We start from the raw sequence: 20,867 nt of genomic DNA, 5'->3' as shown, positions 1-20,867 counted from the left end.
GATGAACTATACAATACAAGCATCCCAGCGCACACCCGCACTTATTATTTATCTCATTGATATCAGTGCCTCCATGAATATGGTTCTGGAAAACCGCAGACGGATCGATGTCGTCTATGATGCCCTGGCCTTGGCCATACGCCAGATGGTGTTTCGCTCGACCAAAGGAAACCGATTGACACCTCGCTACCGGATTGCCATCCTGGCGTACAGTGATGATGTCTATGACTTGTTAAACGGAATCAAGGGAATTGACGAAATAGCAGCGGTTGGTTCGTTGCCTGACCTGACACCTAAACGATTCTCGGATTCGGCGAAAGCCTTTCTGCAAGCAGAAAAGATTCTGCAGGCCGAAATACCGAACATGCAGGATTGTCCTGCGCCGCTGGTTTGTCATATGACAGATGGAGTGGCTACGGGCGAAGATCCGGAACCGATTGCCAAACGGATTATGGGCATGAGTGTGCCAGATGGCAATGTACTCGTTGAAAATATCTTTATATCCGATCATCTATTGGAAGGTCCCATCCCTGAGCCGAGAAGATGGAAAGGAATTTCGCCGGAAACCGTTCTTCAGGATGAGCACGGAGAGAAGCTGCGCAATATGTCTTCGGTTCTGCCTGAAAGTTACCGTGAAATGCTTGTCGAAGCGGACTATTTGCTCGCACCCGGTGCATTGATGATGCTGCCAGGCACATGTGCAGAACTGGTATCCATCGGATTTCAGATGTCTGCTGCTACGCCTGTGAGATAGGAGGGGATCATTTGAAAACGATGCGATTGGCAGCATTGCCTGCTGGTGAGAAAGGAAGCCAAGGGAAGCAGCGTCGTGGAATCTTTCGTTATGTTAGCGCACAGACCGGAGAACAGCCGCTTACTCGTTATCAGGGCGCTTTTAAGTGTCGCTATGGATATGGAAGGGCTGCAGAGACGGTTCATCAGGGGGATTCGGGTCAAGACTTTGCTGCCGTTCGCATGGACGGAAATGTATGTACGTTCGTCATGTGTGATGGTGTAGGCATGAGTTACCTTGGTGATTTTGCCGCGCGTTTTCTGGGTAATGCGCTCCTCGAGTGGTTGGAAACTACCCCTAATCCAACGGCAGAAGCGGTAGAGCATCTGCTTCAAGAACTGACGGTTCCGGCATCGGAGCAGCTGAAGAAAATTCAGCCATTGGACAACTCGCCCTTGCTTTTACGCGAAGTGTTAATGGAGAAGCGGAGTAGAGGCAGTCAGGCGATGTATGTGTGTGGCCGAATTGAGCTGTCACGTGGTTTGGGAAAAAGCCGTATGTGGATGGCTTGGCAGGGGGATTCGCGTATTCGCCTCTGGCGCAATGGTCAGGAGCAGTCCGGAGCTTTTCAGAACCACTGCCGGACGAATGAACGCTGGTCAACCTTGGAAGGGCCTGTTGGAGGCAAGCCTCATATTTATGAGGCGAAGCTATCCAATGAACAGATACGTCTGCAGCTGTACACGGATGGTTTGAATGATCTGGATGCCGTACAGGCATATATCCCGGATGAACACATTCAGGTGTTGCTGGATGCTACGCATACCGGGGGGCTTGAAGATGATGCCGCTTTCATTGAGCTGGAATGGTAGATGTACAATTTTAGCGAAGTCATTCATTGTTAGGTACGTTTAACTAAAGGTAAAATCAACTGAGAAAAAACTTGTCGTTGTTGATTTAAAAGGCGCTCTTTTTGGGTAATCTTGTGAAGAATCTACTTAGTTAGCATGTTATATCATGCGGATACACAAGTCTTGGATGTACATTCTTACATAATTGCTGAAAAGGAGTGGAATGGAGCATGACACAACATAACGACAAGTCTCGGTTTGCAAACAAAGTGGCCATCATTACCGGAGCCGGATCTGGCATCGGTAAGGCAACAGCTGTCAAATTGGCAAATGAAGGTGCACACGTTGCGCTGTTTGATCTGGTGAATGATCGGATTTCACAGACGGAAGCTGAAATTAATGCTGTACATCCAGGTGCTGCACGTGCATTTGATGTAGATATCTCCGATCCGGCACGGGTGGAAAAAGCAGTTTTGGAAACCGTGGAGTTGTTTGGCGGTTTGGACATTGTGTTTGCGAATGCAGGCATTAACGGTGTCTCGGCTCCAATTGAGGAAATTCAGGTGGAGGATTGGCAGCGGATTATCACGACCAATCTGGATGGTACGTTCTTTACGATCAAGTACGCCCTCCCACATCTGAAGAAACGCGGTGGGGGAAGCATTGTTATTACGAGTTCCATTAACGGTAATCAACGGTTTACCAGCTTCGGGATGTCGGCTTACAGTACTTCGAAAGCAGGACAGGTTGCATTTTCGAAGATGGCTGCACTGGAACTGGCCCGGTTCAAAATCCGGGTCAATGTAATATGTCCGGGAGCCATTGCAACCAATATCGATCAAAGCACGGTTAAAACGGATGAGCTGCACCAAATTGTTATTCCGATGGAGTTTCCGGAAGGGGAGCAGCCGCTTGCAGATGGCCCTGGACAGCCGGAGCATGTAGCCAATCTGGTCGCATTCCTGGCATCGTCTGAATCCAAACATATTACGGGTGCTGAGATTGTCATTGATGGCGCCGAATCGTTGCTGCGTTAATACGCTTGATCTGAAGTAGTCGTTCCTCTGGAACGGCTTTTTTTGTTATAATGCTAACATTCACTTTCGATTATAGATTGCATGGTGCCGTATAAATTAGGAGCGATAATATGAATATAGAGTTACCGATACAACAGGTTTTACCCGAGCTGAAACAGCTGTTTCGAGAGCAGGATACGGGGGTGCTTATAGCGGAGCCGGGGGCAGGTAAAACCACCGCAGTCCCCCTATGCCTGCTGGAGGAACCTTGGTTAAACGGACGTAAAATCATGATGCTGGAGCCTCGCAGACTTGCTGCGCGCTCAGCCGCGGCACGGATGGCCGCAGCTTTGAATGAAAAAGTGGGACAGAGGGTAGGGTACCGTGTCCGCATGGATACCCGGGTCAGTCAGGCAACGCGGATCGAGGTTGTCACCGAAGGGGTACTTACACGCATGCTTCAGCAGGATCAGGGGCTTGAAGATACGGCGATGATTATTTTTGATGAGTTTCATGAGCGTCATCTGCACGGCGATCTTGGACTGGCATTGGCACTGGAGTCACGGGCAATGCTGCGTCCGGATCTGAAGGTACTGATTATGTCGGCAACGCTGGACCCTGCCCCAATCTGTGCATTGCTTGGCGAAGAGACTCGCTCGATTGATTGTCCGGGACGCACGTTTCCTGTGGAAACCCGTTATGTACCGAAGCCCGCTTCTGCCGTGCTGGAGGATTTCACGGCTCACGTGATTGTAAAAGCTTTGGCGGAGCAGGAAGGGGACTTACTGGTCTTTCTTCCAGGAGCCAGGGAGATTCACCGGACAGAACGGGAACTGTCGAAGCGCAGTCTTGCTTCTCATGTCGAGGTGCACTCCCTGTATGGCAGCATGCCGGTGGAACGTCAGGATGAGACAGTGCGTCCGGCCGTGGAAGGAAGCCGTAAGGTTGTACTGTCCACCTCCATTGCGGAATCAAGCCTTACGCTTCCGGGTGTCAGAGTGGTTGTTGATGCTGGACTCAGTCGTGCTTCGGTATTTTCCCCGCGCACTGGCATGAGTCGTCTTGTTACCCAGCCCGTGTCCAAGGCGTCAGCCGATCAGCGGCGGGGCCGTGCAGGGCGAATTGCACCAGGGGTGTGCTACAGGCTGTGGAGCGAGGAGGTTCACGGCAGCCTGCCGGAGGCGGCAAGGCCGGAGATCGCCTCCGCGGACCTTGCACCGCTGGCGCTGGAGCTTGCCGCCTGGGGCGTCCAGTCCCCTGCAGAATTGCAGTGGCTGGACACCCCGCCTGCCGCGGCCTACGGCCAGGCACAGGCGCTGCTGCGCCAGCTGGGCGGCCTGGATGACGCAGGCCGCATCACGCCCTTCGGGCGGCGGATGAACGCGCTTGGCGTGCATCCGCGACTGGCCAGCATGCTGCTCCGCGCGGCGGAGCTTGGGCTGGCCAGCTACGCCAGCATGCTGGCGGCACTGCTGCAGGAGCCTGCCGGCCTCCGCAGCAGTGGCAGTGCAGGCGCGGGCACGGATCTGCGCCCGCGCGTGGAAGCGCTGCTGACGGCGGACCGCAGCGGAATGCCACAAGCGGCCGCGGCGGTCGCAGACGTCGCTGCCGTGCGGCGCATACTTCAGGAGAGCCGCCAGCTGCGCACGGCTCTCGGCCCTGCGCCGAAGGATCCGGAACGGCCGGACGAGGACAGCTGCGGGCTGCTGCTGTCCTTCGCCTATCCGGACCGGATCGGGCAGCGCCGGGAGGACGGCCGCTATCTGCTGAGCAGCGGCCGCGGGGTACAGCTCAGCCAGGCAGAATCGCTGAGCCGTTCAGCATACCTGGTCGCAGCTGAGGCAGACGACCAGGGGGCGGATGCACGCATCCTGCTGGCTGCACCGGTGGGGGAGCAGCTTCTGCTGGATTATGGTGCAGATCTCATGCAGGAGGATGTGCAGATTGCATGGGATCGCAGTACACGAAGCGTGCGAGCTCATCGAAGGCTGCGAATCGGAGCAATCTTGATGAAGGAGAGCAGTATCGCACAGCCCCCGGAAGAACAGGTGCTGGAAGCGCTCCTTACCGGAATCCGCACCGAAGGTCAGGACTGTCTGCCCTGGACCAAGTCATCAAGGCAGCTCGCCGACAGACTGCGTTTCCTGCATCGTCATTTGCCGGACTGGCCCGATCTCGCGGCGGATCATGTGTCAGAGGAGCTCGAGGATCAACTCAGACCTTTTCTGGCAGGAATGCGTTCTGCTTCCGATTTGAAGAAACTATCCATGCAGGACGTATTGCTAGGAGGTTTGAGCTGGGAACAACGGCAGCAATTGGACCGGGAGGCGCCAACTCATATTCAGGTTCCCAGCGGATCACGCATTCCGGTTGATTATAGCCGACCTGAAGATCCTACACTGGCGGTACGACTTCAGGAAATGTTCGGGCAGCAGGTTACACCGCGTATTGCTGGAGGTCGGGTGCCGTTAACCCTGCATCTGCTGTCCCCTGCGCACCGCCCTGTTCAGGTGACCCGGGATTTGACGAACTTTTGGCGGGAGACTTATTTCGAGGTAAAAAAAGACCTGAAAGGCCGATATCCAAAGCATTACTGGCCAGACAATCCTTTGGAGGCCATGGCGACCAATCGGGCGAAGCCGCGCACCTAGAGAGCATGATGTTTTTTTTCGCTCACCATTGCATATATAAAAGCTTGGATATTGATCTGGCTTTTCAGAGACCCCCTTTGATAAGAATGACTTCATAAGCGTATGTTTTATCAGAGAATTAAGCTGTATTTATTCGTATTTGCGCACGATATAATAGCTGCAAGCGTTTGAAAGAAAATTGTACGGGTAATAACATAGCGAAGCGAACTCTTAAATGACTAGGAGGAATTCACTATGCAGAAGAAAATCGTAGGAGTTTTTGATACAGAACGTGAGGCATCTCAAGCCATAGAGGGCTTGAAAGCGCAAGGATTCAGTTCAGACGAAATTTCGGTAGTGACGCAGGATCGGGACGAGTTGAAGGCCATCCGGGAAGAGACGGGAACCAAGGCGCCGGAAGGTGTGGCAGCAGGTGCAGCCACAGGTGGCGTATTAGGTGGCGTAGCCGGACTGTTGGCTGGTATCGGGGCTCTGGCCATTCCAGGTATAGGTCCAATTTTGGCGGCGGGTCCGATTGCAGCAGCGTTTACGGGAGCGGCAGTAGGTGCCGGTGCAGGCGGTTTGGTCGGTGGACTTGTCGGATTGGGTATTCCTGAAGAGGATGCCAAACAGTATGAGGAATATGTACAAAACGGCAAAATCCTTCTCCTGGTTGACTCCACCGATCGCGATTCGGATGTCTATGATGTTTTCAGCAACACGAGCTATCTGAATCGTGATCGATACGCAGCTCATGGTACGGATGTGCCAGCAGAGCGAACGGATCTCGACATGGAAGAGCGGAGATTGGATGCTCAGGATAAAGCAGCACGATTTGGAAACAACACGTTCCTGTAAGCTTGGATTGTTCAGGCTAGTACACTGGTTTTGTATACAAGGTTAAACAGGAGCAGCACATATAAATCATGATTTGGTTAATGTGAGCCGTCAGGCGCTCAAAAGCCGGTTTCCTTCGAGGAAGCCGGCTTTTGTCCCTGTAATTCCATCCTGGAATATTGATGAAGTGTTGATTGTGTTTAAAGGTAAGTCTAAGGAGCAGGGAATAACAATACATAGAGCAGAATAGCAAGCGCCAGGCCAATGACCAACAGAGTAAGTGTCAGGAAGCGAATCAATCGGGTTGAGGCTTGAAAGGTTTGCTGATTAATTTGTTTGCGTTTGCGGTGATACGAAGCAGCAGAACACAGAATAATGGCAATGCCGCTGACCAGGGAGGTTACTCCGGTTATAATGGCTGCAATGTGTGCAATCTGGTCATAAGAGGAAGTATTAAACCCCAATCCGGCAGCCAGGAATCCGACGCCGACCATGGCTATTCCTGTACGAACCCAGGCCAGAAACGTCCGTTCATTGGCCATATGCTGTTGTACGTATTGAGAGTCAATCGTGGGGGTATCTAGTTCGGAATCAGCGATAGGAATCCCTCCGTTCATCTTTTATACGATTATCATTGTACTTATTTTTTACTGTAAAACCAAGAAAGGCGGCTGGACGTTATGCCACGAAAAGAAAGAATTGCTGAAATTGAAAGTTTAAGGGGGATTGCCTTTGCAGCTGTTGTACTCCAGCATTCCATTGCCCATTTTTCTCTGGTTCCGGAAGCCGGACTGGAAGACGGGGTTCTGCTTGCAATCCTGCTGATGGCTTCCAAATTTGCCGTCCCTTTATTTATTTTCATCACGGGCATGGTTTTGTTTTATAACACAGGAGAGCAGCTGAAATACGGCCGTTTCATGCAGAAACGATTAACGGATGTGATCGCACCATATGTCGTGTGGTCGTTGGTGTACTTCACCTTGACACCACAAGGGTGGGCCGGCATTGGTTGGCTGGATGTCCCTGAGCTTGGTTTGAAGCTGCTTACCGGCAAGACCACATCTCATTTTTGGTACATTATCATGCTGATTCAATTTTATTTGCTGTTTCCCTTGTTTCTAAAGGCCATACGATATGTATATAACCGTTACGATTCACGGGGACGCCTGATTGCTGTCCTGATTGCGGGAGCCATATACCTCGTGTTAGCCGATCAATTGGGGAATATTGCACGAGTCATGGAGCGACTCCATATTCCAGTACTGACCGATGTATTTACAACCTATGCCGATCGCAATTTCCTGTATTTCTTTTTTTATTTTGTGCTGGGTGCTGCAGCCGGATTATCTGTTAAAAGCTGGAATATGTGGATTCATCGGCTGCGCTGGGTATATTGGACTGTGTTTATAACCATGGGTCTTCGGTTTACATATCTATTAATGCTGGAATTTCAAAAGCCGGAAGGTATTCAGATCACATTTTATACCGTTAGCTTGATCAGACCGGATATGGCTCTCTTTCTAATCGCATCGATCATGGTCATGTATCAGCTCGCAGGCAAACTGCATAATCACTTGGCTGTGGGCTGGCTTGGATGGATCGGCAGCGTTTCTTACGGCGGTTATCTCATGCATATGCTCATGCTGCGCTACAGTTACATTCCAGATGAATATATTTACGTTGCATGGGGACTAAATCCAACCGTACGAATGATTCTGACGTGGATTCTTGCTTTAGCTCTATCCTGTGTGCTCAGTTGGTGCATTTCGCGTGTAAGATGGGGAAAATGGATCGTGGGTACTGTACCGAAGGCCAATTTCAGAAAGTGAAAGAGGCAATAATGAAATATTCACAATAAGAGTCATCATTCTTGAGGGTAGTGATCTAGGGTTGTGGATGTATGTTCGCGTTTGCTTTTGTCGAACTGAAGCTTATCTGGGTTTACATTTTAAAAAATCATTATATGAAAAATTCAGAATAAAAACCCCAATGCCGTTCTACCACACTATTTTGCGTATCTATCCTGTTTTTTGTTCTCACCTGCTGCATAACCGGGAAAAACGGAGAATGATGGCAGAAACCGAACACAAGTTTTATAATATGAAGTAGAGCGGTAGAGGATAGGGGGAACAAGCATGGCTTTTATGATTGCCCAGCGGGCATTTATCAAGCTGTATCTCATTACAATGGTTGAACAGCATAGAGGCTATGGTTACGAAATGCTGGAGGCCATGAAGCAGGAATTTAAAGCTTACGGTTATGTGCCGCCTCAGAGTGAAGTATACCGGGCACTGCATGAACTGGTACAGCAGGGTGTATTTTATCGGACGAAAAAGCTGAAGGGCAGCGATCCCAAAGTGGATTTCCAGGAAATCGTGTTATATCACTTTACGGATGATGGAGCGGAAAAAGCCGAATTGTACAAAAAGCAGGTCAAGGCCGATCTTGACCGTTGTCTAGGCATGTTACACAAGGCAGAAGAGGACAATTACGGGACGAAAGGAAGATGAGCATGAATAGGCAGCTACAGTGGGGAGTACTTGGTACTTCCACCATTGCAAAGAATGCGGTTATTCCGGCAATCCAGCAATCCGAACGGGGAGAAGTGCTCGCCATTGCCAGTCGGAGCAAGGAAAAGGCTGAAGCTCTCGCCGAAGAACTGGACATTGCCAGATATTATGGAAGTTACGAAGAGCTCATTGCAGATCCCGATATTGAAGCCGTCTATATTCCGCTGCCTAACCATATGCACAAGGAATGGACGATAAAAGCCGCTCAGGCTGGAAAGCATGTACTTTGCGAGAAGCCAGCCGCACTGAATGCGGACGAGTCTGCCGAAATGATTCAGGTATGTAAGGAGTACGGCGTTCTATTCGCAGAAGCGATCATGTATCGTTATCATCCCAAGCATCGACGAGTTCAGGAGATTATAGCGAGTGGAGAGATTGGAGCCGTTCGTGCCATCCATGGCAATTTTACCTGTAATACGGCGGATGATAAGGACAATGTAAGGTTCAAACGGGAAATGGGCGGCGGCTCGCTCTTTGACCTTGGTGTATATCCCATTTCGGCAGCCCGCATGTACCTGGGACAGGAACCCGAAGCGGTTACGGTACATGCCTTATTCTCCGATGAACATGATGGAGTGGATATGATGGCATCGGGGCTGGTGGAATTCCCGGGTTCTGTGGCGTTAACGTTTGATTGCGGCATGTGGGCTTCCGGCAGGGCCGAGATGGAGATCCTCGGGACAGACGGACGAATTGAATTGCCAAAAGTCTTCGGCTGGGAGAATAGCGACATTCCACCGCAGATTATCGTTCATACGGATTCGGTCAGTCGGGAAGAACGGGTATCCGTATCCAATTCTTATGTTCTGCAGGCGGAAACTTTTGCTGCAGCTGTGCTAGAAGGAACACCATTGCCGTTTACTCCGGAAAATACGATAGCGAACATGCGGGTTATTGATGCCTGTTTGCAATCGGCACGGACTCGTCAGCGCGTTTCATTGATTTGAATAGCGAGCAAACCCAACTCCATCCATCAGGATGGAGTTTTTTATCGTTTTAACCACATGGACAAAACGTTAAAAAAATTTTCATGAAGGGATTGATTTCCTGAATTCTTTCGTTAAAATAATATTAACATTAAAAATATTTTAACGTTGAAGGGCGGAATTGAATATGAGCGATGGCACAGCAGTAAACAAGCAAGGGATCGGTGAGTTAATCCAAGTCAAACCTTATATGCAGTTTATGCTGGGGAAGATGGTAGCCAGGTTCGGCGATTCTATCGACTCGATTGCGTATAGCTGGATGGTCTACATGTTGACCGGCTCCAAACTATTGATGGGCACACTTCTCGCAGTCAACTTTCTGCCCAATATTCTGCTCGGCCTTTTTGCCGGAGCGGTTGTGGATCGCATGTCTCCCAAAAAGATCATCGTTCTGACGAATTCGGGAAGGGGACTGCTCGTTGGTGTTACTGCTCTATTATTTGGCATGGGAGAACTCCAAGTATGGCATTTGTTCGTTGTCACGATTCTGAATTCGTTGCTTGAATGCTTCTCGTCACCTGCCGAAATGTCCAGTGTACCGCGATTGCTGCCGCAATCGATGCTGCTTTCCGGGAATGCCATGTCGTCTTCAGCTACCCGATTGGCCGAACTTGCCGGGCTTGCTGTAGCAGGGGCGCTCATTGCAACTGCCGGAATGACGTGGACGATTTTAATCGATGCTGGACTCTTTGCATTAAGTGGGGTGTTAATGAGTCGGGTGGTATATCCTTCAACGCCCGGCGCGGAAGTAGTGTCAGCGGAAAATGCTTCTTCCACTGCTGCTCCCAAAAGTTTGCTTTCGGACATGATGGAAGCCTTTCATTTTATGCGCAAACATGCCCTGCTGCTTATTGCCTCCATATTGTTTGCCTTCGTGAACTTCTGTCTGATGCCCTTCAATGTTCTCCGGACTCCATACGTTATCGATAATCTGCATGCGGGAGCAGGCAGTTTAAGTTTGCTTAGCGGCTTGATGGTGGGGGGCATGGTGTTGAGTGGATTATGGATGACCCATAGAGGGAGCAGTTATCGGAAAAGTGCATTGATTATTAGTGGAATTGTCATGCTAGGTCTTAGTTATGCAATGACCGCACTTCCTGCGTATATGTCAACTTATCAGCTGCCGCTGGCAGCTACCTTTTGCCTGATGATGGGCGTCGGCATACCACTGGCGACAACACCTCTTGCTTCGTATCTGATGGAGGTTACGCCACCGGGTATGCTTGGCAGGGTATCTGCCCTTCAGAGTATGCTGTGCGTAAGTGCTGTACCGCTTGGAAGTCTGATTGCGGGTGCTGCAGCCGAATGGGTGTCTACGCCTGTGCTGTTTATTGGTTTTGGCATTCTGCTTGCGATGTCAGCCGCATCCCTTCTTCTGAGCAAAACATTCCGGCGTAGTATATAGCCGGGGTCCTGTATCTTTCTGTAAGACCTGTTTTGACCGGGGACCGGACTGAACGGTATAATATGCATATATAAGGACAACAGGTGCCCCGGAAATGAGGATACAGGTATGCAGCAGAAAGTACTGTCAACGATCGAAGAGATCAAGATCTACTCCGACCCGTATCGGATCCAGATCCTGAATATGTTTAATAAACAGGGAAGGCCTTCTACCGTGAAGGAAATAGCCGACAAGCTTGGGGAAGTGCCCGCGAAAGTGCATTATCACGTGAAAAAGCTGGAGAAGATTGGTTTGCTTACCATCGTATCCACTCGGGAAATTAATGGAATCATTGCCAAATACTACGAACCCTTTCAGGGAGAGATCCATCTTCGTCATGAAGATGAGGACCACTCACCGCTGAAGCAGGTTTTTCGTTCAGAGACACTTAAACTATTAAATGAAATGTATGAGCAGAGCCGCCAGATGTTTATGAGACAGGCGGAGCATGGTGAGAACTTGTTTGGACAAATCTCGGACATGACGTTATATGCGAGCCGGGAGGAAGTAGAGAAGCTGTACAGGGATATCACGAAAATGTGTGAGCCATATACGAAGCGGAATGAACAGAAGGAGGCTCAGGAGGTTTTTCAACTGTTTGCGACGTTGTCCCAACATGTGGATGAACCGACTAAATCTCAGAAAAGCAAAGTCTCACCGCATCAGCCGGAAGATCAGAGATCCGATCCGAATGACGATGCAAAGGAAACTTGATCGATCTAGGTAGACCCGTGCGACACAAAGAAAAGGCCGCCTGAAGGCGGCTTTTTGATGTGTGATGAAGACCGATGGTGACTGACCTAACCTTACCTTAAATGGGAAGGGGGCAATCAGCGTCAGAACTACATGTTCTCCTCGTAATCTCGAACTTCGCGTTTGGCTGCCGTAGCTGGCGAATTGGATGTGCCATAATCTTCGACAGCTTCCCAGGCTTCAGCATGATCGAACTTGCCGGCATTCCGCTGTCTGACCTCTCCGGCACCACTCGGAGGCATGGTCATAACCTGTTCTTCTACAGGGCGATCATTGCTGAGCTCCCGATTAGGTGTATCGTCGATACAGTAGGCAGTGTAGGGAATGGCCTGAAGCCTTTCAAACGGAATATCCTGTCCACAAGTGACACATGTTCCGTAGGTTCCTTTTTCCATTCGCTCCAGGGCATCGTTCACCTGGTTAAACTCATCCGTTAATGTATCGTCTATTGCCAGATCGCGGCTGCGTTCAAACGTCTCCGTCCCCGCATCAGCCGGGTGGTTATCGTAAGATGACAACTCGCCTGTAGAATCCTTAAGGGACTCTGTTGGTGCTCCGTCTTCCATGCTGGATTCAAAATGACGCTGCAGATTATCGCGTTGTTCCAGTAAGGCGCTCTTGAGTTCCTGAAGTTGATCTTTGGTTAATGTACTCATAACGACATGCTCCTTTCCCGCATTGGGGTGTGTAGTCTGTCCTTACCCGATTTTGGCGGGAAACAATCATTTTGTATGAATGAAGAGGCGTTTGATTTTATATCTGGCCGATAATGTGTTATAAAAAATAGAGAGAGAAACTGCCGCGATTTCCCCGCGAAGTCGTATTGAACCGTGCTCCTTGAGGAATCGATCCCGGCTGCTTTTGAACATACGTCGATAGACGTTTTTCTTATAATGGAGGTTGTCAAGATGGATGAACATATGAAACGAAGATTGGATAAACAGAGACAATTGTTTAAACAACTGGGCGTACAGCTCGATGCCTTATCAATTCATGAAAAACAATTCAATTATAAGCTCCGTGGTTATGACCCTGATGAAGTCGATGCATATCTTGACCTGGTCATCAAGGATTACGAACGCTTTTATGCCAATATTGCTGATCTGATGGACAAATGGCAGGAGCAGCAGCTCACCATTCGGGATCTTAAGTCGACGGCGAAACCGGTGGATGATCCGACGAAAATCGATCGCAAACAGCTTGATGATATTGTGAAGCAGCTGGAATACAGCGTGCGGCAGCTGAAAATCAAGGCACGCCCGGAACAGAGTCTGTTCCCTGAATAGATTGAAGCACCAGGATTATATTAAGTTAAAGGTGGTTAATCATGAGTACACATTTTTCGGTCAGTGTGCATTGTTTGTTATTGTTGTCCTTCAGCGCGCCTGAACGAATCACTTCCGCAATGATTGCAGGAAGCGTCAACACCAACCCTGTTGTCGTCAGACGTATTTTGGGCGGGCTGAAAAAGGCAGGTCTCGTCGATTCGTCTCCCGGAATGAGAGGTTTTTATCTCGCCAAGCCGGCTAGTGAAATTACTTTGGCCATGATCTATCAGGCTGCCAAGGACGAAGGTCCGCTATTTCCGATTCATGGTAATTGCAATCCCAATTGTGATGTTGGTCTTCACATAGACAGTCTGCTGACGAATCTGTATCAGGTGGCAGAGGCAAAAGTCGAACAGTTCTTCGCATCCATTACGCTTGAAGATATGGAACGTTCCTGCTCACAGATGGAGACTGTGCCTCCGTCTGTAGAGTAGGTTATTGTCTGAACCAAGGAAGGTGTGCTTGGATATGAAAATGATCGTGATCTCGGATACACATTTGCCCAAAAGAGCAAAGCAGCTGCCAGAACCGCTACTCCAAGTCCTGCCGGAGGCTGACCTCATTTTGCATGCAGGCGACTGGTCGGATTGGAGTGTATACAAGCTGCTGAGCGAGTATGCCCTCGTTGAGGGAGTAGCAGGTAATACGGATCCGCCTGAAATCGGAAAAAGGCTGGGGTTTTCCCGCATCGTGGAGGCGGACGGTTTGCGTCTAGGTCTGGTGCATGGCCATCAGGGATCGAAAACGACTGAACAGAACGCCATTCATACATTTGCCGGTCAGCAGGTAGATGCCATTATATTTGGTCACTCGCACATCCCCTTGATGCATACCGTCAATGATGTGCTGGTATTCAATCCGGGTTCACCGACGGATCGGCGTCGTCAGCCGCAGTATTCGTTTGGAATCATGACGACCCGTCAAGGAAAATTGCATGCTGAGCATGTGTTTTTTGATCGAAAATAGAAAACGGCGGAACTAATGAACTAACCATTGCATCCCATTCAGAATGAACATCTGAACAGGGATGTTTTTTTGTGTATGGATGTACCTGAAATAGTATGGTAACATCCATCGGAGCCGAGTTACAGTTATCCCTGAATGGGGAATATTGCCTCACGTTTATCTCTTATTCATCTGTTGGAGCAGAACACTATTTGTGTCAACGCTGGAATGATACAATTCGTTTATCCAATAAAATTGAATGCGTTTACATAAGGAGATGACGAAGATGAAACTATCCGTATTCACTGTGGCGACGCCTGACCTGAACGCAGAAGAACTGACTGCTGCGGCAGCATCAGCAGGTATTGAAGGAATTGAGTGGAGATTCCGCGGAATACCGGAAGATGCACGTGCTGAAGAACCATCTTTTTGGAGACATAATCGGAGTTCGATTGATCCGGCAAAATGGGAGGAACAGGTTCCTGATTTTCGTGAAGCGACTGCAAAACATGGACGACGTTCCATTGCATTGGTACCGTATCTGAGCTGCGGGGATCTTCAAGCCACAGAGCAGGCGTTCCAGGCAGCAGCCGAATTGGGTGCGTCCATGATGCGTGTTGGCGTGCCGGGATATGATCGTAAAACCCGTTATCCGGAGCTGTACAGCCAAGCCGTTCGATATTTATCCGAAGTGCAGGAGATGGCTCAGCAGTATAACGTCAAAGCTGTGGTAGAGACGCATCACCAGACGATCGCGCCAACCGCTTCACTGGCCTATCGTCTGGTGCAGTCCCTGGATGCCCAGCATGTGGGTGTGTTGTATGATCCGGGCAACATGGTGCATGAAGGATATGAAAATTATCGTATGGGGCTGGAACTATTGGGTCCTTACCTTGCCCACGTACATGTGAAGAATGCGGCTTGGTCCAAGGAGGAACAACACGGAGGCAATACGGGGAATTCCGTATCAGCGAAGTGGAGATGTCATTGGTCACCGCTGACAGAAGGCATTGTGGATTGGATGCAAGTATTTCGTGACCTGAAATCAGTGGGGTATGACGGATACTACGGCATTGAGGACTTCAGCGGAGAGTTTAATTCCCAAGCGATGCTGCAGCATTTTGCGGAGGTATTCGGCGAAATCGAGCGTCGTCTGGAAGAGGAGGTACAGGTATGAGTTTGATTCGAGTAGCCGTAATCGGCATTGGAAACATGGGTGCGGCACATGCCAGAACCCTGATTGCCGGAGATGTGCCTGGTGCGGAGTTGGTCGCCGTATGTGATGTCCGAAAGGAAATGGAGAGCTGGGTAGCCAGCAACCTTCCTGCTTCGGTCATCTACTGGCAGGATGCGGAGCAGATGATGGCATCCGGAACAATTGATGCGGTCATTATTGCAACGCCTCATTATGATCACCCCGACCAGGCCATTCAGGCTTTTCAGCATGGTCTGCATGTCATGATCGAAAAACCGGCCGGTGTATACACCAAACAGGTACGCAAGATGAATGAAGCTGCTGCAGCCAGCGGCAAAGTATTTTCAATGATGTACAATCAGCGGACGAATCCTCTGTATATCAAATTGAAAGATCTTATTGCTTCGGGAGAACTCGGCGAAGTACGTCGCACGAACTGGATTATCACAAATTGGTACCGATCCCAGAGCTATTATGACTCAGGCGGCTGGCGGGCAACCTGGGCAGGTGAAGGAGGCGGTGTACTGATTAATCAGGATCCTCACCAGTTGGACTTGTGGCAGTGGACTATCGGCATGATGCCTGTGCGAATGCGTGCATTCTGTTCGTTCGGCAAGTACCGGAATATTGAAGTGGAAGACGATGTGACAGCATATGTGGAGTACGCAAACGGAGCGACAGGCGTATTTGTAACGACTACGGGTGAAGCTCCAGGTACCAACCGATTCGAGGTCAACGGAGACCGCGGTAAAATTGTGATCGAAGATGGTCAGCTGACATTCTGGCGGCTTCGGGAATCCGAGCCTGAATTCAATAAACGCTTTACCGGAGGTTTCGGGCAGCCAGAATGCTGGAAGTGTGAAGTTCCCATTACGGGTACCGAATCCGGTCACCCGGGACTGATTCGTAACTGGATTGATGCGATCCGAACCGGTGCCACGCTCATTGCTCCAGGAGAAGAAGGTATACATGGCTTAACGTTGTCCAATGCGATGCTGCTCTCGACCTGGACGGACAATTGGGTTGACCTGCCCATTGATGAAGAGTTGTTTTATGAACATTTGCAGGAACGAATTGCCGGTTCGAACACCACGAAGGACAAAAATTACAGCAGCAGCCAGCCTGCGGATCTGACGCAAACATTTAAGTAGGCCTGTTATATCAATCGTTGTACTTGAAACCAATGAAAAGGTGGAGATGACGTGGCTAAAGATGGAATGTTTTATGCGCCCAAAAGTGTGAAAAAAGAGGTTGCATGCGGTCCGGGTGAGTTCACCATTGCTGCTGTAGCACTTGATCATGGGCACATTTATGGTATGGTTGGAGGTTTGGTGGAGGCAGGGGCAACGCTCAAATGGGTATATGATCCGGATCCTGCCAAGGTGGAGGCCTTTCGCAAACAGTTTCCACAGGCACAGGCCGCAGCTTCGGAAGAACAAGTGCTGGCAGATGATCAGGTGCAGTTAGTGGCCGGAGCAGCCATTACTTCGGAACGTGCGCCACTAGGCATGAGGGTTTTGGCGTCAGGCAAGGATTATTTTACGGACAAAGCCCCATTCACCACATTGGACCAATTATCTAAGGCAAGGGAAGAAGTTAAACGGACCGGGAAGAAATACATGGTTTATTATAGTGAGCGCCTGCATGTCGAAAGTGCAATCTATGCCGGGCAGCTGATTGAGCAAGGAGCCATCGGTAAGGTTGTGCAGGTGATGGGAACAGGACCGCATCGATTGAATGCTCCAGGACGGCCAGAGTGGTTTTTCCAACATGATAAATATGGCGGTATCCTCTGTGACATTGGAAGTCATCAGATTGAACAGTTCCTCACGTTCGCCTCATGCACGGATGCGGAAGTGGCATTCAGCCGGGTGCATAACTTCCATCATCCACAATTCCCTGAACTGGAGGACTTCGGCGAAGCGTCTCTCATTGGAAACAATGGGGCATCCGGTTACTTCCGGGTAGACTGGTTCACACCGGACGGTCTCGGGACATGGGGTGATGGGCGTACTGTAATCTTGGGAACAGACGGGTACATTGAATTGCGGAAATATATTGACGTCGCGAGAGAGCCGGTGGGAGATCAGGTCTATCTGGTTAACCATGAAGGTGAATACCGTTACAGTGTTAAAGGACAGGTCGGCTATCCGTTCTTCGGAGATCTCATCCGGGATTGTCTGGAGCGGACGGAGACAGCTATGACACAGGAACATGCATTTAAGGCGGCAGAGCTTTGCCTGATTGCCCAGCATAAAGCCATGAGTGAAAGAGTTGTCTGGAGCAGCGGCGCGAAGTAAACGTTATTCAAGTGAATCAATAGTTCATGAGTTATCTTCAATGTGGAGAGGGCAGCCTGTAACCAGGTTGCCTTTTTTTTATTAGATGGCTTCGCAAATGGCATTATATGGTTTATCATGGATGAAGTTGGTGAGTTGTTAAAAATAATAGTAAATATGATTGTATAGATTTGAAGGGTGTTTTTAGAATTGAGAGTCGGTAGAAAATCAAACACAAGGGGGGATTTTTATGAAATTTATCGTTTCTGCAAGTGTAATCGTACTTAATGAAAATAACGAGATTTTGCTTATGAAAGGGAGAAGGGGATGGGAAATGCCGCAAGGATGTGTGGAAAAAGGAGAAACAATAAGGCAAGCCGCCGTTCGGGAAGTGAAAGAAGAAACTGGGATTGATATCGAACTGGTCCATTTTTGTGGTGTGTACCAAAATATCACTCGAGGAGTATGTAACCATATTTTCACCGGGAAGCCTGTAGGCGGCACGCTCACGACCAGTAATGAAAGTGAGGCAGTCGGTTTCTTCACATTGGAACAGGCAGATGAAATGATTACTTGGGGAAATTTCCGGGAACGAATCCATTACGCTTTGGATGCCGCAATGCATCCCTTTTTGATTGAATTTGCAGAATAGGAGAATGAACATGAGTAATACAAATAAGATTTTGGGTGCGTCGCTGATGTTAGGAAGTGCAGGTATTGCGGCCATGGAGCGAATCTCGGTAAGACTATCTGCAGCGATTGTTGAAGCAGGTTATGCGTCCGGTGGTAATCCAAGAGAGATTGTATCACTGAATGACAATGGATCAGGCTGGCTTGTCTACTTCCTGTTTTTTATCGGATTTGTGCTGCTCGTTTCCGGATTTCCGGGAAGTTATCGGAGGAGAGAAAAATGAAAATAAAGATAGAACCACCAAATGAAGTGATTGATCATTGGTTGGAGATATATGTACCAGAAAGAGATTTTCTGTTTCTTAAGGAAGAGGACTTATCGTTAATAGATGAATCTCCTAGCCGTACTTTAATTATCCCTAAGAAAGAATTCTTTAACCACGCTTCTTATAAGCAAATTCAATTGGTAAACAGTTTTGAGTACTGGAATTTATCAAGTGAAGTTCAATATGTTGTTATAAGTAATTCAGAATGGTTTACCAATCTACCTATGAATGTACAAAAGCAAATTAATCATATTCAATTTGAGTTAAACAGAGGCTTAATTTTGCCGCTTACGCCTTTCCGCACTAATTATTCTTTTCCGGAGGAGTATTTAGTACAGGGTCAGGAAGAGCAGTATATCGTGCTGCATCGGGAGATATGGCGAACACTCCCTTATGAGATCAAAGAAAATCTACTAATTGAATACGCATCCAAATGGGATGATTGGACATGTGATGAATTGCCTGGATCGGCTCCGCCACATTTAAGACTGTATGCGAATACTTTTCCTTTACTTTCAGGTGGCAATTGCTTGTCTGCAACATTATTTGCTGTAAATCAAGAAGAATGGATCATCCATGAATGGGTTCATCCCGAAACATTTTTGGAAGGATTAAAGAGAGCTAACTATTCTATTATAAACACAGAAGAATTACATATAGGCGATGTTGTCGTTTGGATGAACAACGGTGGAAATGTCCAGCATGCATCCTACCATATTAGCCACAATTTATTTTTTAATCCATGGAGAATTATGAATTGGGACGAACTTAGGCAGGAGTGGGAGGCATACGAGTTCAAGATATACCGAAAAGAGGAAACAGTGTAACTCATGAATTTCCTTGTAAGTTACAATTTCAACGGGAAGAAGGGTGACCACATGATTACATATCGATTTGTTACGAATGAGGATATCCCTCATATCCAAACTATTGCTCGTGATACGTGGATGTTTACTTATGGGGACATTTACTCCAAAGATTACATTCATAACTTTCTAAATGTTGCTTATTCGACTGAGAACTTAAGTCGTTCTGTAGAGAGAGACCAGCAAAGTTCCAAACGAAAGTTTTTAATAGCGGAATATAACAACGTCATCGCTGGATTTGCCCAAACAACTCAAGTTCATGAAGAAGAGTATGAATTAATCCGAATCTATATACGGCCAGAATATCACAAGCTGGGAATTGGAACAGGCTTCATTCAGAGATATATTCAAGTGTTAGCACCGATAAAGCAATTGTTTGCCTGGGTAGCTAAAGACAATGATATAGGAAGAGGGTTTTATGAGAAGTGTGGATTTAAAGAAACAGAAGAAAAGGTTGAACTAATTGGAGGAAACACCAAAAAACAGCTTAAATACGAATTGGAATTATAGATGTGAAAGCTGGATCTTCATGAACGTAATAGAGTAACAGACAATGAAGTAACGAAATGAATTAAAAAGAAAGGGGATTTATATTGTTCGATTATACGAACACCACTGCACAATTAACTGAACATAACCTGGATACCGTCGTTATACCCGTTGGTGCAACAGAGCAGTTCGGCCCTTATTTACCAATGCACTTAGATACATTAATTGCAGAAAAATATGCTAAGGCCTATGGCGAAGTACTTAATGCCTATGTGCTCCCGGCACTTCCTTTTAACACATCCGAAGAACATGCGAATTTTAAAGGTACTGTAACCGTAAGCCCTAATATACTAACCGCCATGCTGGAAGAGATCATCTTTAATTTATCCAAACAGGGTTTTTGTAAATTTCTAATCTGTTCGGGGCACGGAGGTGCTTATTGGGAAGGGGCATTTATTAAGCACATCAATTATAAATATCCAGATATCCTGGTAATCCACCCTCATCATCAACATGATGCATGGTCAGTAGCGGTAAAAGCAGCAGCGTTTGAAGGGATAGATGAATTACATGGCGGCTTTATGTCCGTGTGTACCGCTTTATGGTTGTGCCCGGAAAAAGTGGTTTTACAACCAATGGGGTCTGAAATACCAGATAGGAATAGAACATTTGCTGATTTCATGGGCTGGGACAAGTTAACTAAAGACGGGTGTTGGGGAAACTATGTGCCGGGTGAATTAACCAAGGAAGAGATGGCCGAGAAGGGAAGAGTATTTTGGGAAACGTTTATATCAAGAAAATGTGAGGGGCTGAAAGAAGTACTGGAAGAAGGGTACCAACGAAAAATGGGTCTGAAAAGCTAGGAATCTTAGAGCAAAACACATGTGTGCAGGAAGCTCGTGTGGGAGATAAGTACAGACATTTCAGGAGGTTCAGAGGAGAGAGATCAACGGGAAATATTTAGACATGCAAAAACGAAAGGGAGGTAT

Annotated in this window: 23 protein-coding genes; 21 read left to right on the top strand and 2 right to left on the bottom strand. The window is 48.3% G+C overall.

The annotated features are described in order from the left end of the window. The first annotated feature begins 1 nt into the window (after position 1). From ABGV42_RS09290 to ABGV42_RS09270, 5 genes are all read left to right on the top strand, one after another. Positions 2-754: a vWA domain-containing protein gene (locus ABGV42_RS09290; protein ID WP_175395969.1), complete on the top strand. Its 753-nt coding sequence runs from the start codon at positions 2-4 to the stop codon at positions 752-754. Between the two features lie 20 nt (positions 755-774). Then, positions 775-1,605: a protein phosphatase 2C domain-containing protein gene (locus ABGV42_RS09285; RefSeq protein WP_347383190.1), complete on the top strand. Its 831-nt coding sequence runs from the start codon at positions 775-777 to the stop codon at positions 1,603-1,605. Positions 1,606-1,814: 209 nt separating this feature from the next. Continuing rightward, positions 1,815-2,621 carry an SDR family oxidoreductase gene (locus tag ABGV42_RS09280; RefSeq protein WP_347381431.1) on the top strand — a complete coding sequence of 269 codons (807 nt, stop codon included), beginning with the start codon at positions 1,815-1,817 and terminating at the stop codon, positions 2,619-2,621. A 110-nt stretch (positions 2,622-2,731) separates the two neighbouring features. Beyond that, positions 2,732-5,251, top strand: a complete 2,520-nt coding sequence (gene hrpB, locus ABGV42_RS09275; RefSeq protein ID WP_347381430.1) for an ATP-dependent helicase HrpB — start codon at positions 2,732-2,734, stop codon at positions 5,249-5,251. A 234-nt stretch (positions 5,252-5,485) separates the two neighbouring features. After that, the gene (locus ABGV42_RS09270; protein WP_347381429.1) at positions 5,486-6,088 is read left to right on the top strand and encodes a general stress protein; all 603 of its coding nucleotides are present in this window, start codon (positions 5,486-5,488) and stop codon (positions 6,086-6,088) included. 191 nt (positions 6,089-6,279) lie between these two features. On the opposite strand, the gene ABGV42_RS09265 is transcribed toward ABGV42_RS09270, so the two are convergent. Then, positions 6,280-6,684 (bottom strand): YidH family protein, encoded by a 405-nt coding sequence (locus tag ABGV42_RS09265; protein WP_347381428.1) that lies wholly within the window; start codon positions 6,682-6,684, stop codon positions 6,280-6,282. Positions 6,685-6,747: 63 nt separating this feature from the next. On the opposite strand from ABGV42_RS09265, the gene ABGV42_RS09260 reads away from it, so the two are divergent. The 5 genes from ABGV42_RS09260 (at position 6,748) to ABGV42_RS09240 (ending at position 11,781) form a co-directional block, all read left to right on the top strand. Next, on the top strand, positions 6,748-7,896 hold the full coding sequence (locus tag ABGV42_RS09260; protein WP_347381427.1) for an acyltransferase: 1,149 nt from the start codon (positions 6,748-6,750) through the stop codon (positions 7,894-7,896). A gap of 306 nt (positions 7,897-8,202) precedes the next feature. Then, positions 8,203-8,577, top strand: coding sequence for a helix-turn-helix transcriptional regulator (locus ABGV42_RS09255; RefSeq protein WP_347381426.1), 375 nt, complete (start codon positions 8,203-8,205; stop codon positions 8,575-8,577). A 2-nt stretch (positions 8,578-8,579) separates the two neighbouring features. After that, on the top strand, positions 8,580-9,584 hold the full coding sequence (locus ABGV42_RS09250; RefSeq protein ID WP_347381425.1) for a Gfo/Idh/MocA family protein: 1,005 nt from the start codon (positions 8,580-8,582) through the stop codon (positions 9,582-9,584). Between the two features lie 166 nt (positions 9,585-9,750). Next, positions 9,751-11,028, top strand: a complete 1,278-nt coding sequence (locus tag ABGV42_RS09245) for an MFS transporter (RefSeq protein WP_347381424.1) — start codon at positions 9,751-9,753, stop codon at positions 11,026-11,028. A gap of 108 nt (positions 11,029-11,136) precedes the next feature. Then, positions 11,137-11,781, top strand: a complete 645-nt coding sequence (locus ABGV42_RS09240; protein WP_347381423.1) for an ArsR/SmtB family transcription factor — start codon at positions 11,137-11,139, stop codon at positions 11,779-11,781. A gap of 128 nt (positions 11,782-11,909) precedes the next feature. On the opposite strand, the gene ABGV42_RS09235 is transcribed toward ABGV42_RS09240, so the two are convergent. After that, complete coding sequence (locus tag ABGV42_RS09235; RefSeq protein ID WP_347381422.1) at positions 11,910-12,476, bottom strand: TraR/DksA C4-type zinc finger protein; 567 nt, start codon at positions 12,474-12,476, stop codon at positions 11,910-11,912. A 252-nt stretch (positions 12,477-12,728) separates the two neighbouring features. On the opposite strand from ABGV42_RS09235, the gene ABGV42_RS09230 reads away from it, so the two are divergent. From ABGV42_RS09230 to ABGV42_RS09180, 11 genes are all read left to right on the top strand, one after another. Next, on the top strand, positions 12,729-13,106 hold the full coding sequence (locus ABGV42_RS09230) for a DivIVA domain-containing protein (RefSeq protein ID WP_347381421.1): 378 nt from the start codon (positions 12,729-12,731) through the stop codon (positions 13,104-13,106). Between the two features lie 41 nt (positions 13,107-13,147). Then, positions 13,148-13,582: an Rrf2 family transcriptional regulator gene (locus ABGV42_RS09225; protein ID WP_347381420.1), complete on the top strand. Its 435-nt coding sequence runs from the start codon at positions 13,148-13,150 to the stop codon at positions 13,580-13,582. 34 nt (positions 13,583-13,616) lie between these two features. After that, positions 13,617-14,114, top strand: coding sequence for a metallophosphoesterase family protein (locus ABGV42_RS09220; RefSeq protein WP_347381419.1), 498 nt, complete (start codon positions 13,617-13,619; stop codon positions 14,112-14,114). 265 nt (positions 14,115-14,379) lie between these two features. Further along, positions 14,380-15,270 (top strand): sugar phosphate isomerase/epimerase family protein, encoded by an 891-nt coding sequence (locus ABGV42_RS09215; RefSeq protein WP_347381418.1) that lies wholly within the window; start codon positions 14,380-14,382, stop codon positions 15,268-15,270. Next, positions 15,267-16,439, top strand: a complete 1,173-nt coding sequence (locus ABGV42_RS09210) for a Gfo/Idh/MocA family protein (protein WP_347381417.1) — start codon at positions 15,267-15,269, stop codon at positions 16,437-16,439. The genes ABGV42_RS09215 and ABGV42_RS09210 overlap by 4 nt, the downstream gene beginning before the upstream one ends. Positions 16,440-16,505: 66 nt before the next feature. Continuing rightward, complete coding sequence (locus tag ABGV42_RS09205; protein ID WP_347383189.1) at positions 16,506-17,588, top strand: Gfo/Idh/MocA family protein; 1,083 nt, start codon at positions 16,506-16,508, stop codon at positions 17,586-17,588. A 229-nt stretch (positions 17,589-17,817) separates the two neighbouring features. Beyond that, complete coding sequence (locus ABGV42_RS09200; protein WP_347381416.1) at positions 17,818-18,219, top strand: NUDIX hydrolase; 402 nt, start codon at positions 17,818-17,820, stop codon at positions 18,217-18,219. A 10-nt stretch (positions 18,220-18,229) separates the two neighbouring features. After that, positions 18,230-18,481 (top strand): hypothetical protein, encoded by a 252-nt coding sequence (locus ABGV42_RS09195; protein WP_347381415.1) that lies wholly within the window; start codon positions 18,230-18,232, stop codon positions 18,479-18,481. Beyond that, entirely contained in the window at positions 18,478-19,350 is an 873-nt protein-coding gene (locus ABGV42_RS09190) for a hypothetical protein (protein ID WP_347381414.1), read from the top strand. Before ABGV42_RS09195 ends, ABGV42_RS09190 begins: the two co-directional genes overlap by 4 nt. Positions 19,351-19,401: 51 nt before the next feature. Then, on the top strand, positions 19,402-19,899 hold the full coding sequence (locus ABGV42_RS09185; RefSeq protein WP_347381413.1) for a GNAT family N-acetyltransferase: 498 nt from the start codon (positions 19,402-19,404) through the stop codon (positions 19,897-19,899). 83 nt (positions 19,900-19,982) lie between these two features. After that, positions 19,983-20,741, top strand: a complete 759-nt coding sequence (locus ABGV42_RS09180; protein ID WP_347381412.1) for a creatininase family protein — start codon at positions 19,983-19,985, stop codon at positions 20,739-20,741. Positions 20,742-20,867: the final 126 nt, after the last annotated feature.

The organism is Paenibacillus pabuli (genome assembly GCF_039831995.1).
GTDB classification, from domain to species: Bacteria; Bacillota; Bacilli; order Paenibacillales; family Paenibacillaceae; genus Paenibacillus; species Paenibacillus pabuli_C.
The sequence above is the reverse complement of the archived record's forward strand: the minus strand, read 5'-3'. Positions and strand labels throughout refer to the sequence as shown.

Excerpts from the sequence above, each read along its gene's own strand:
- ABGV42_RS09290 (WP_175395969.1), top strand. The coding sequence starts at position 2 with ATGAACTATACAATACAAGCATCCCAGCGCACACCCGCACTTATTATT.
- ABGV42_RS09270 (WP_347381429.1), top strand. The coding sequence starts at position 5,486 with ATGCAGAAGAAAATCGTAGGAGTTTTTGATACAGAACGTGAGGCATCT.
- ABGV42_RS09215 (WP_347381418.1), top strand. The coding sequence starts at position 14,380 with ATGAAACTATCCGTATTCACTGTGGCGACGCCTGACCTGAACGCAGAA.
- ABGV42_RS09200 (WP_347381416.1), top strand. The coding sequence starts at position 17,818 with ATGAAATTTATCGTTTCTGCAAGTGTAATCGTACTTAATGAAAATAAC.
- ABGV42_RS09205 (WP_347383189.1), top strand. The coding sequence starts at position 16,506 with ATGTTTTATGCGCCCAAAAGTGTGAAAAAAGAGGTTGCATGCGGTCCG.
- ABGV42_RS09260 (WP_347381427.1), top strand. The coding sequence starts at position 6,748 with ATGCCACGAAAAGAAAGAATTGCTGAAATTGAAAGTTTAAGGGGGATT.
- ABGV42_RS09220 (WP_347381419.1), top strand. The coding sequence starts at position 13,617 with ATGAAAATGATCGTGATCTCGGATACACATTTGCCCAAAAGAGCAAAG.
- ABGV42_RS09240 (WP_347381423.1), top strand. The coding sequence starts at position 11,137 with ATGCAGCAGAAAGTACTGTCAACGATCGAAGAGATCAAGATCTACTCC.
- ABGV42_RS09210 (WP_347381417.1), top strand. The coding sequence starts at position 15,267 with ATGAGTTTGATTCGAGTAGCCGTAATCGGCATTGGAAACATGGGTGCG.
- ABGV42_RS09245 (WP_347381424.1), top strand. The coding sequence starts at position 9,751 with ATGAGCGATGGCACAGCAGTAAACAAGCAAGGGATCGGTGAGTTAATC.
- hrpB (WP_347381430.1), top strand. The coding sequence starts at position 2,732 with ATGAATATAGAGTTACCGATACAACAGGTTTTACCCGAGCTGAAACAG.
- ABGV42_RS09250 (WP_347381425.1), top strand. The coding sequence starts at position 8,580 with ATGAATAGGCAGCTACAGTGGGGAGTACTTGGTACTTCCACCATTGCA.
- ABGV42_RS09285 (WP_347383190.1), top strand. The coding sequence starts at position 775 with ATGCGATTGGCAGCATTGCCTGCTGGTGAGAAAGGAAGCCAAGGGAAG.
- ABGV42_RS09225 (WP_347381420.1), top strand. The coding sequence starts at position 13,148 with ATGAGTACACATTTTTCGGTCAGTGTGCATTGTTTGTTATTGTTGTCC.
- ABGV42_RS09190 (WP_347381414.1), top strand. The coding sequence starts at position 18,478 with ATGAAAATAAAGATAGAACCACCAAATGAAGTGATTGATCATTGGTTG.
- ABGV42_RS09255 (WP_347381426.1), top strand. The coding sequence starts at position 8,203 with ATGGCTTTTATGATTGCCCAGCGGGCATTTATCAAGCTGTATCTCATT.
- ABGV42_RS09195 (WP_347381415.1), top strand. The coding sequence starts at position 18,230 with ATGAGTAATACAAATAAGATTTTGGGTGCGTCGCTGATGTTAGGAAGT.
- ABGV42_RS09185 (WP_347381413.1), top strand. The coding sequence starts at position 19,402 with ATGATTACATATCGATTTGTTACGAATGAGGATATCCCTCATATCCAA.
- ABGV42_RS09265 (WP_347381428.1), bottom strand. The coding sequence starts at position 6,684 with ATGAACGGAGGGATTCCTATCGCTGATTCCGAACTAGATACCCCCACG.
- ABGV42_RS09280 (WP_347381431.1), top strand. The coding sequence starts at position 1,815 with ATGACACAACATAACGACAAGTCTCGGTTTGCAAACAAAGTGGCCATC.
- ABGV42_RS09235 (WP_347381422.1), bottom strand. The coding sequence starts at position 12,476 with ATGAGTACATTAACCAAAGATCAACTTCAGGAACTCAAGAGCGCCTTA.
- ABGV42_RS09230 (WP_347381421.1), top strand. The coding sequence starts at position 12,729 with ATGGATGAACATATGAAACGAAGATTGGATAAACAGAGACAATTGTTT.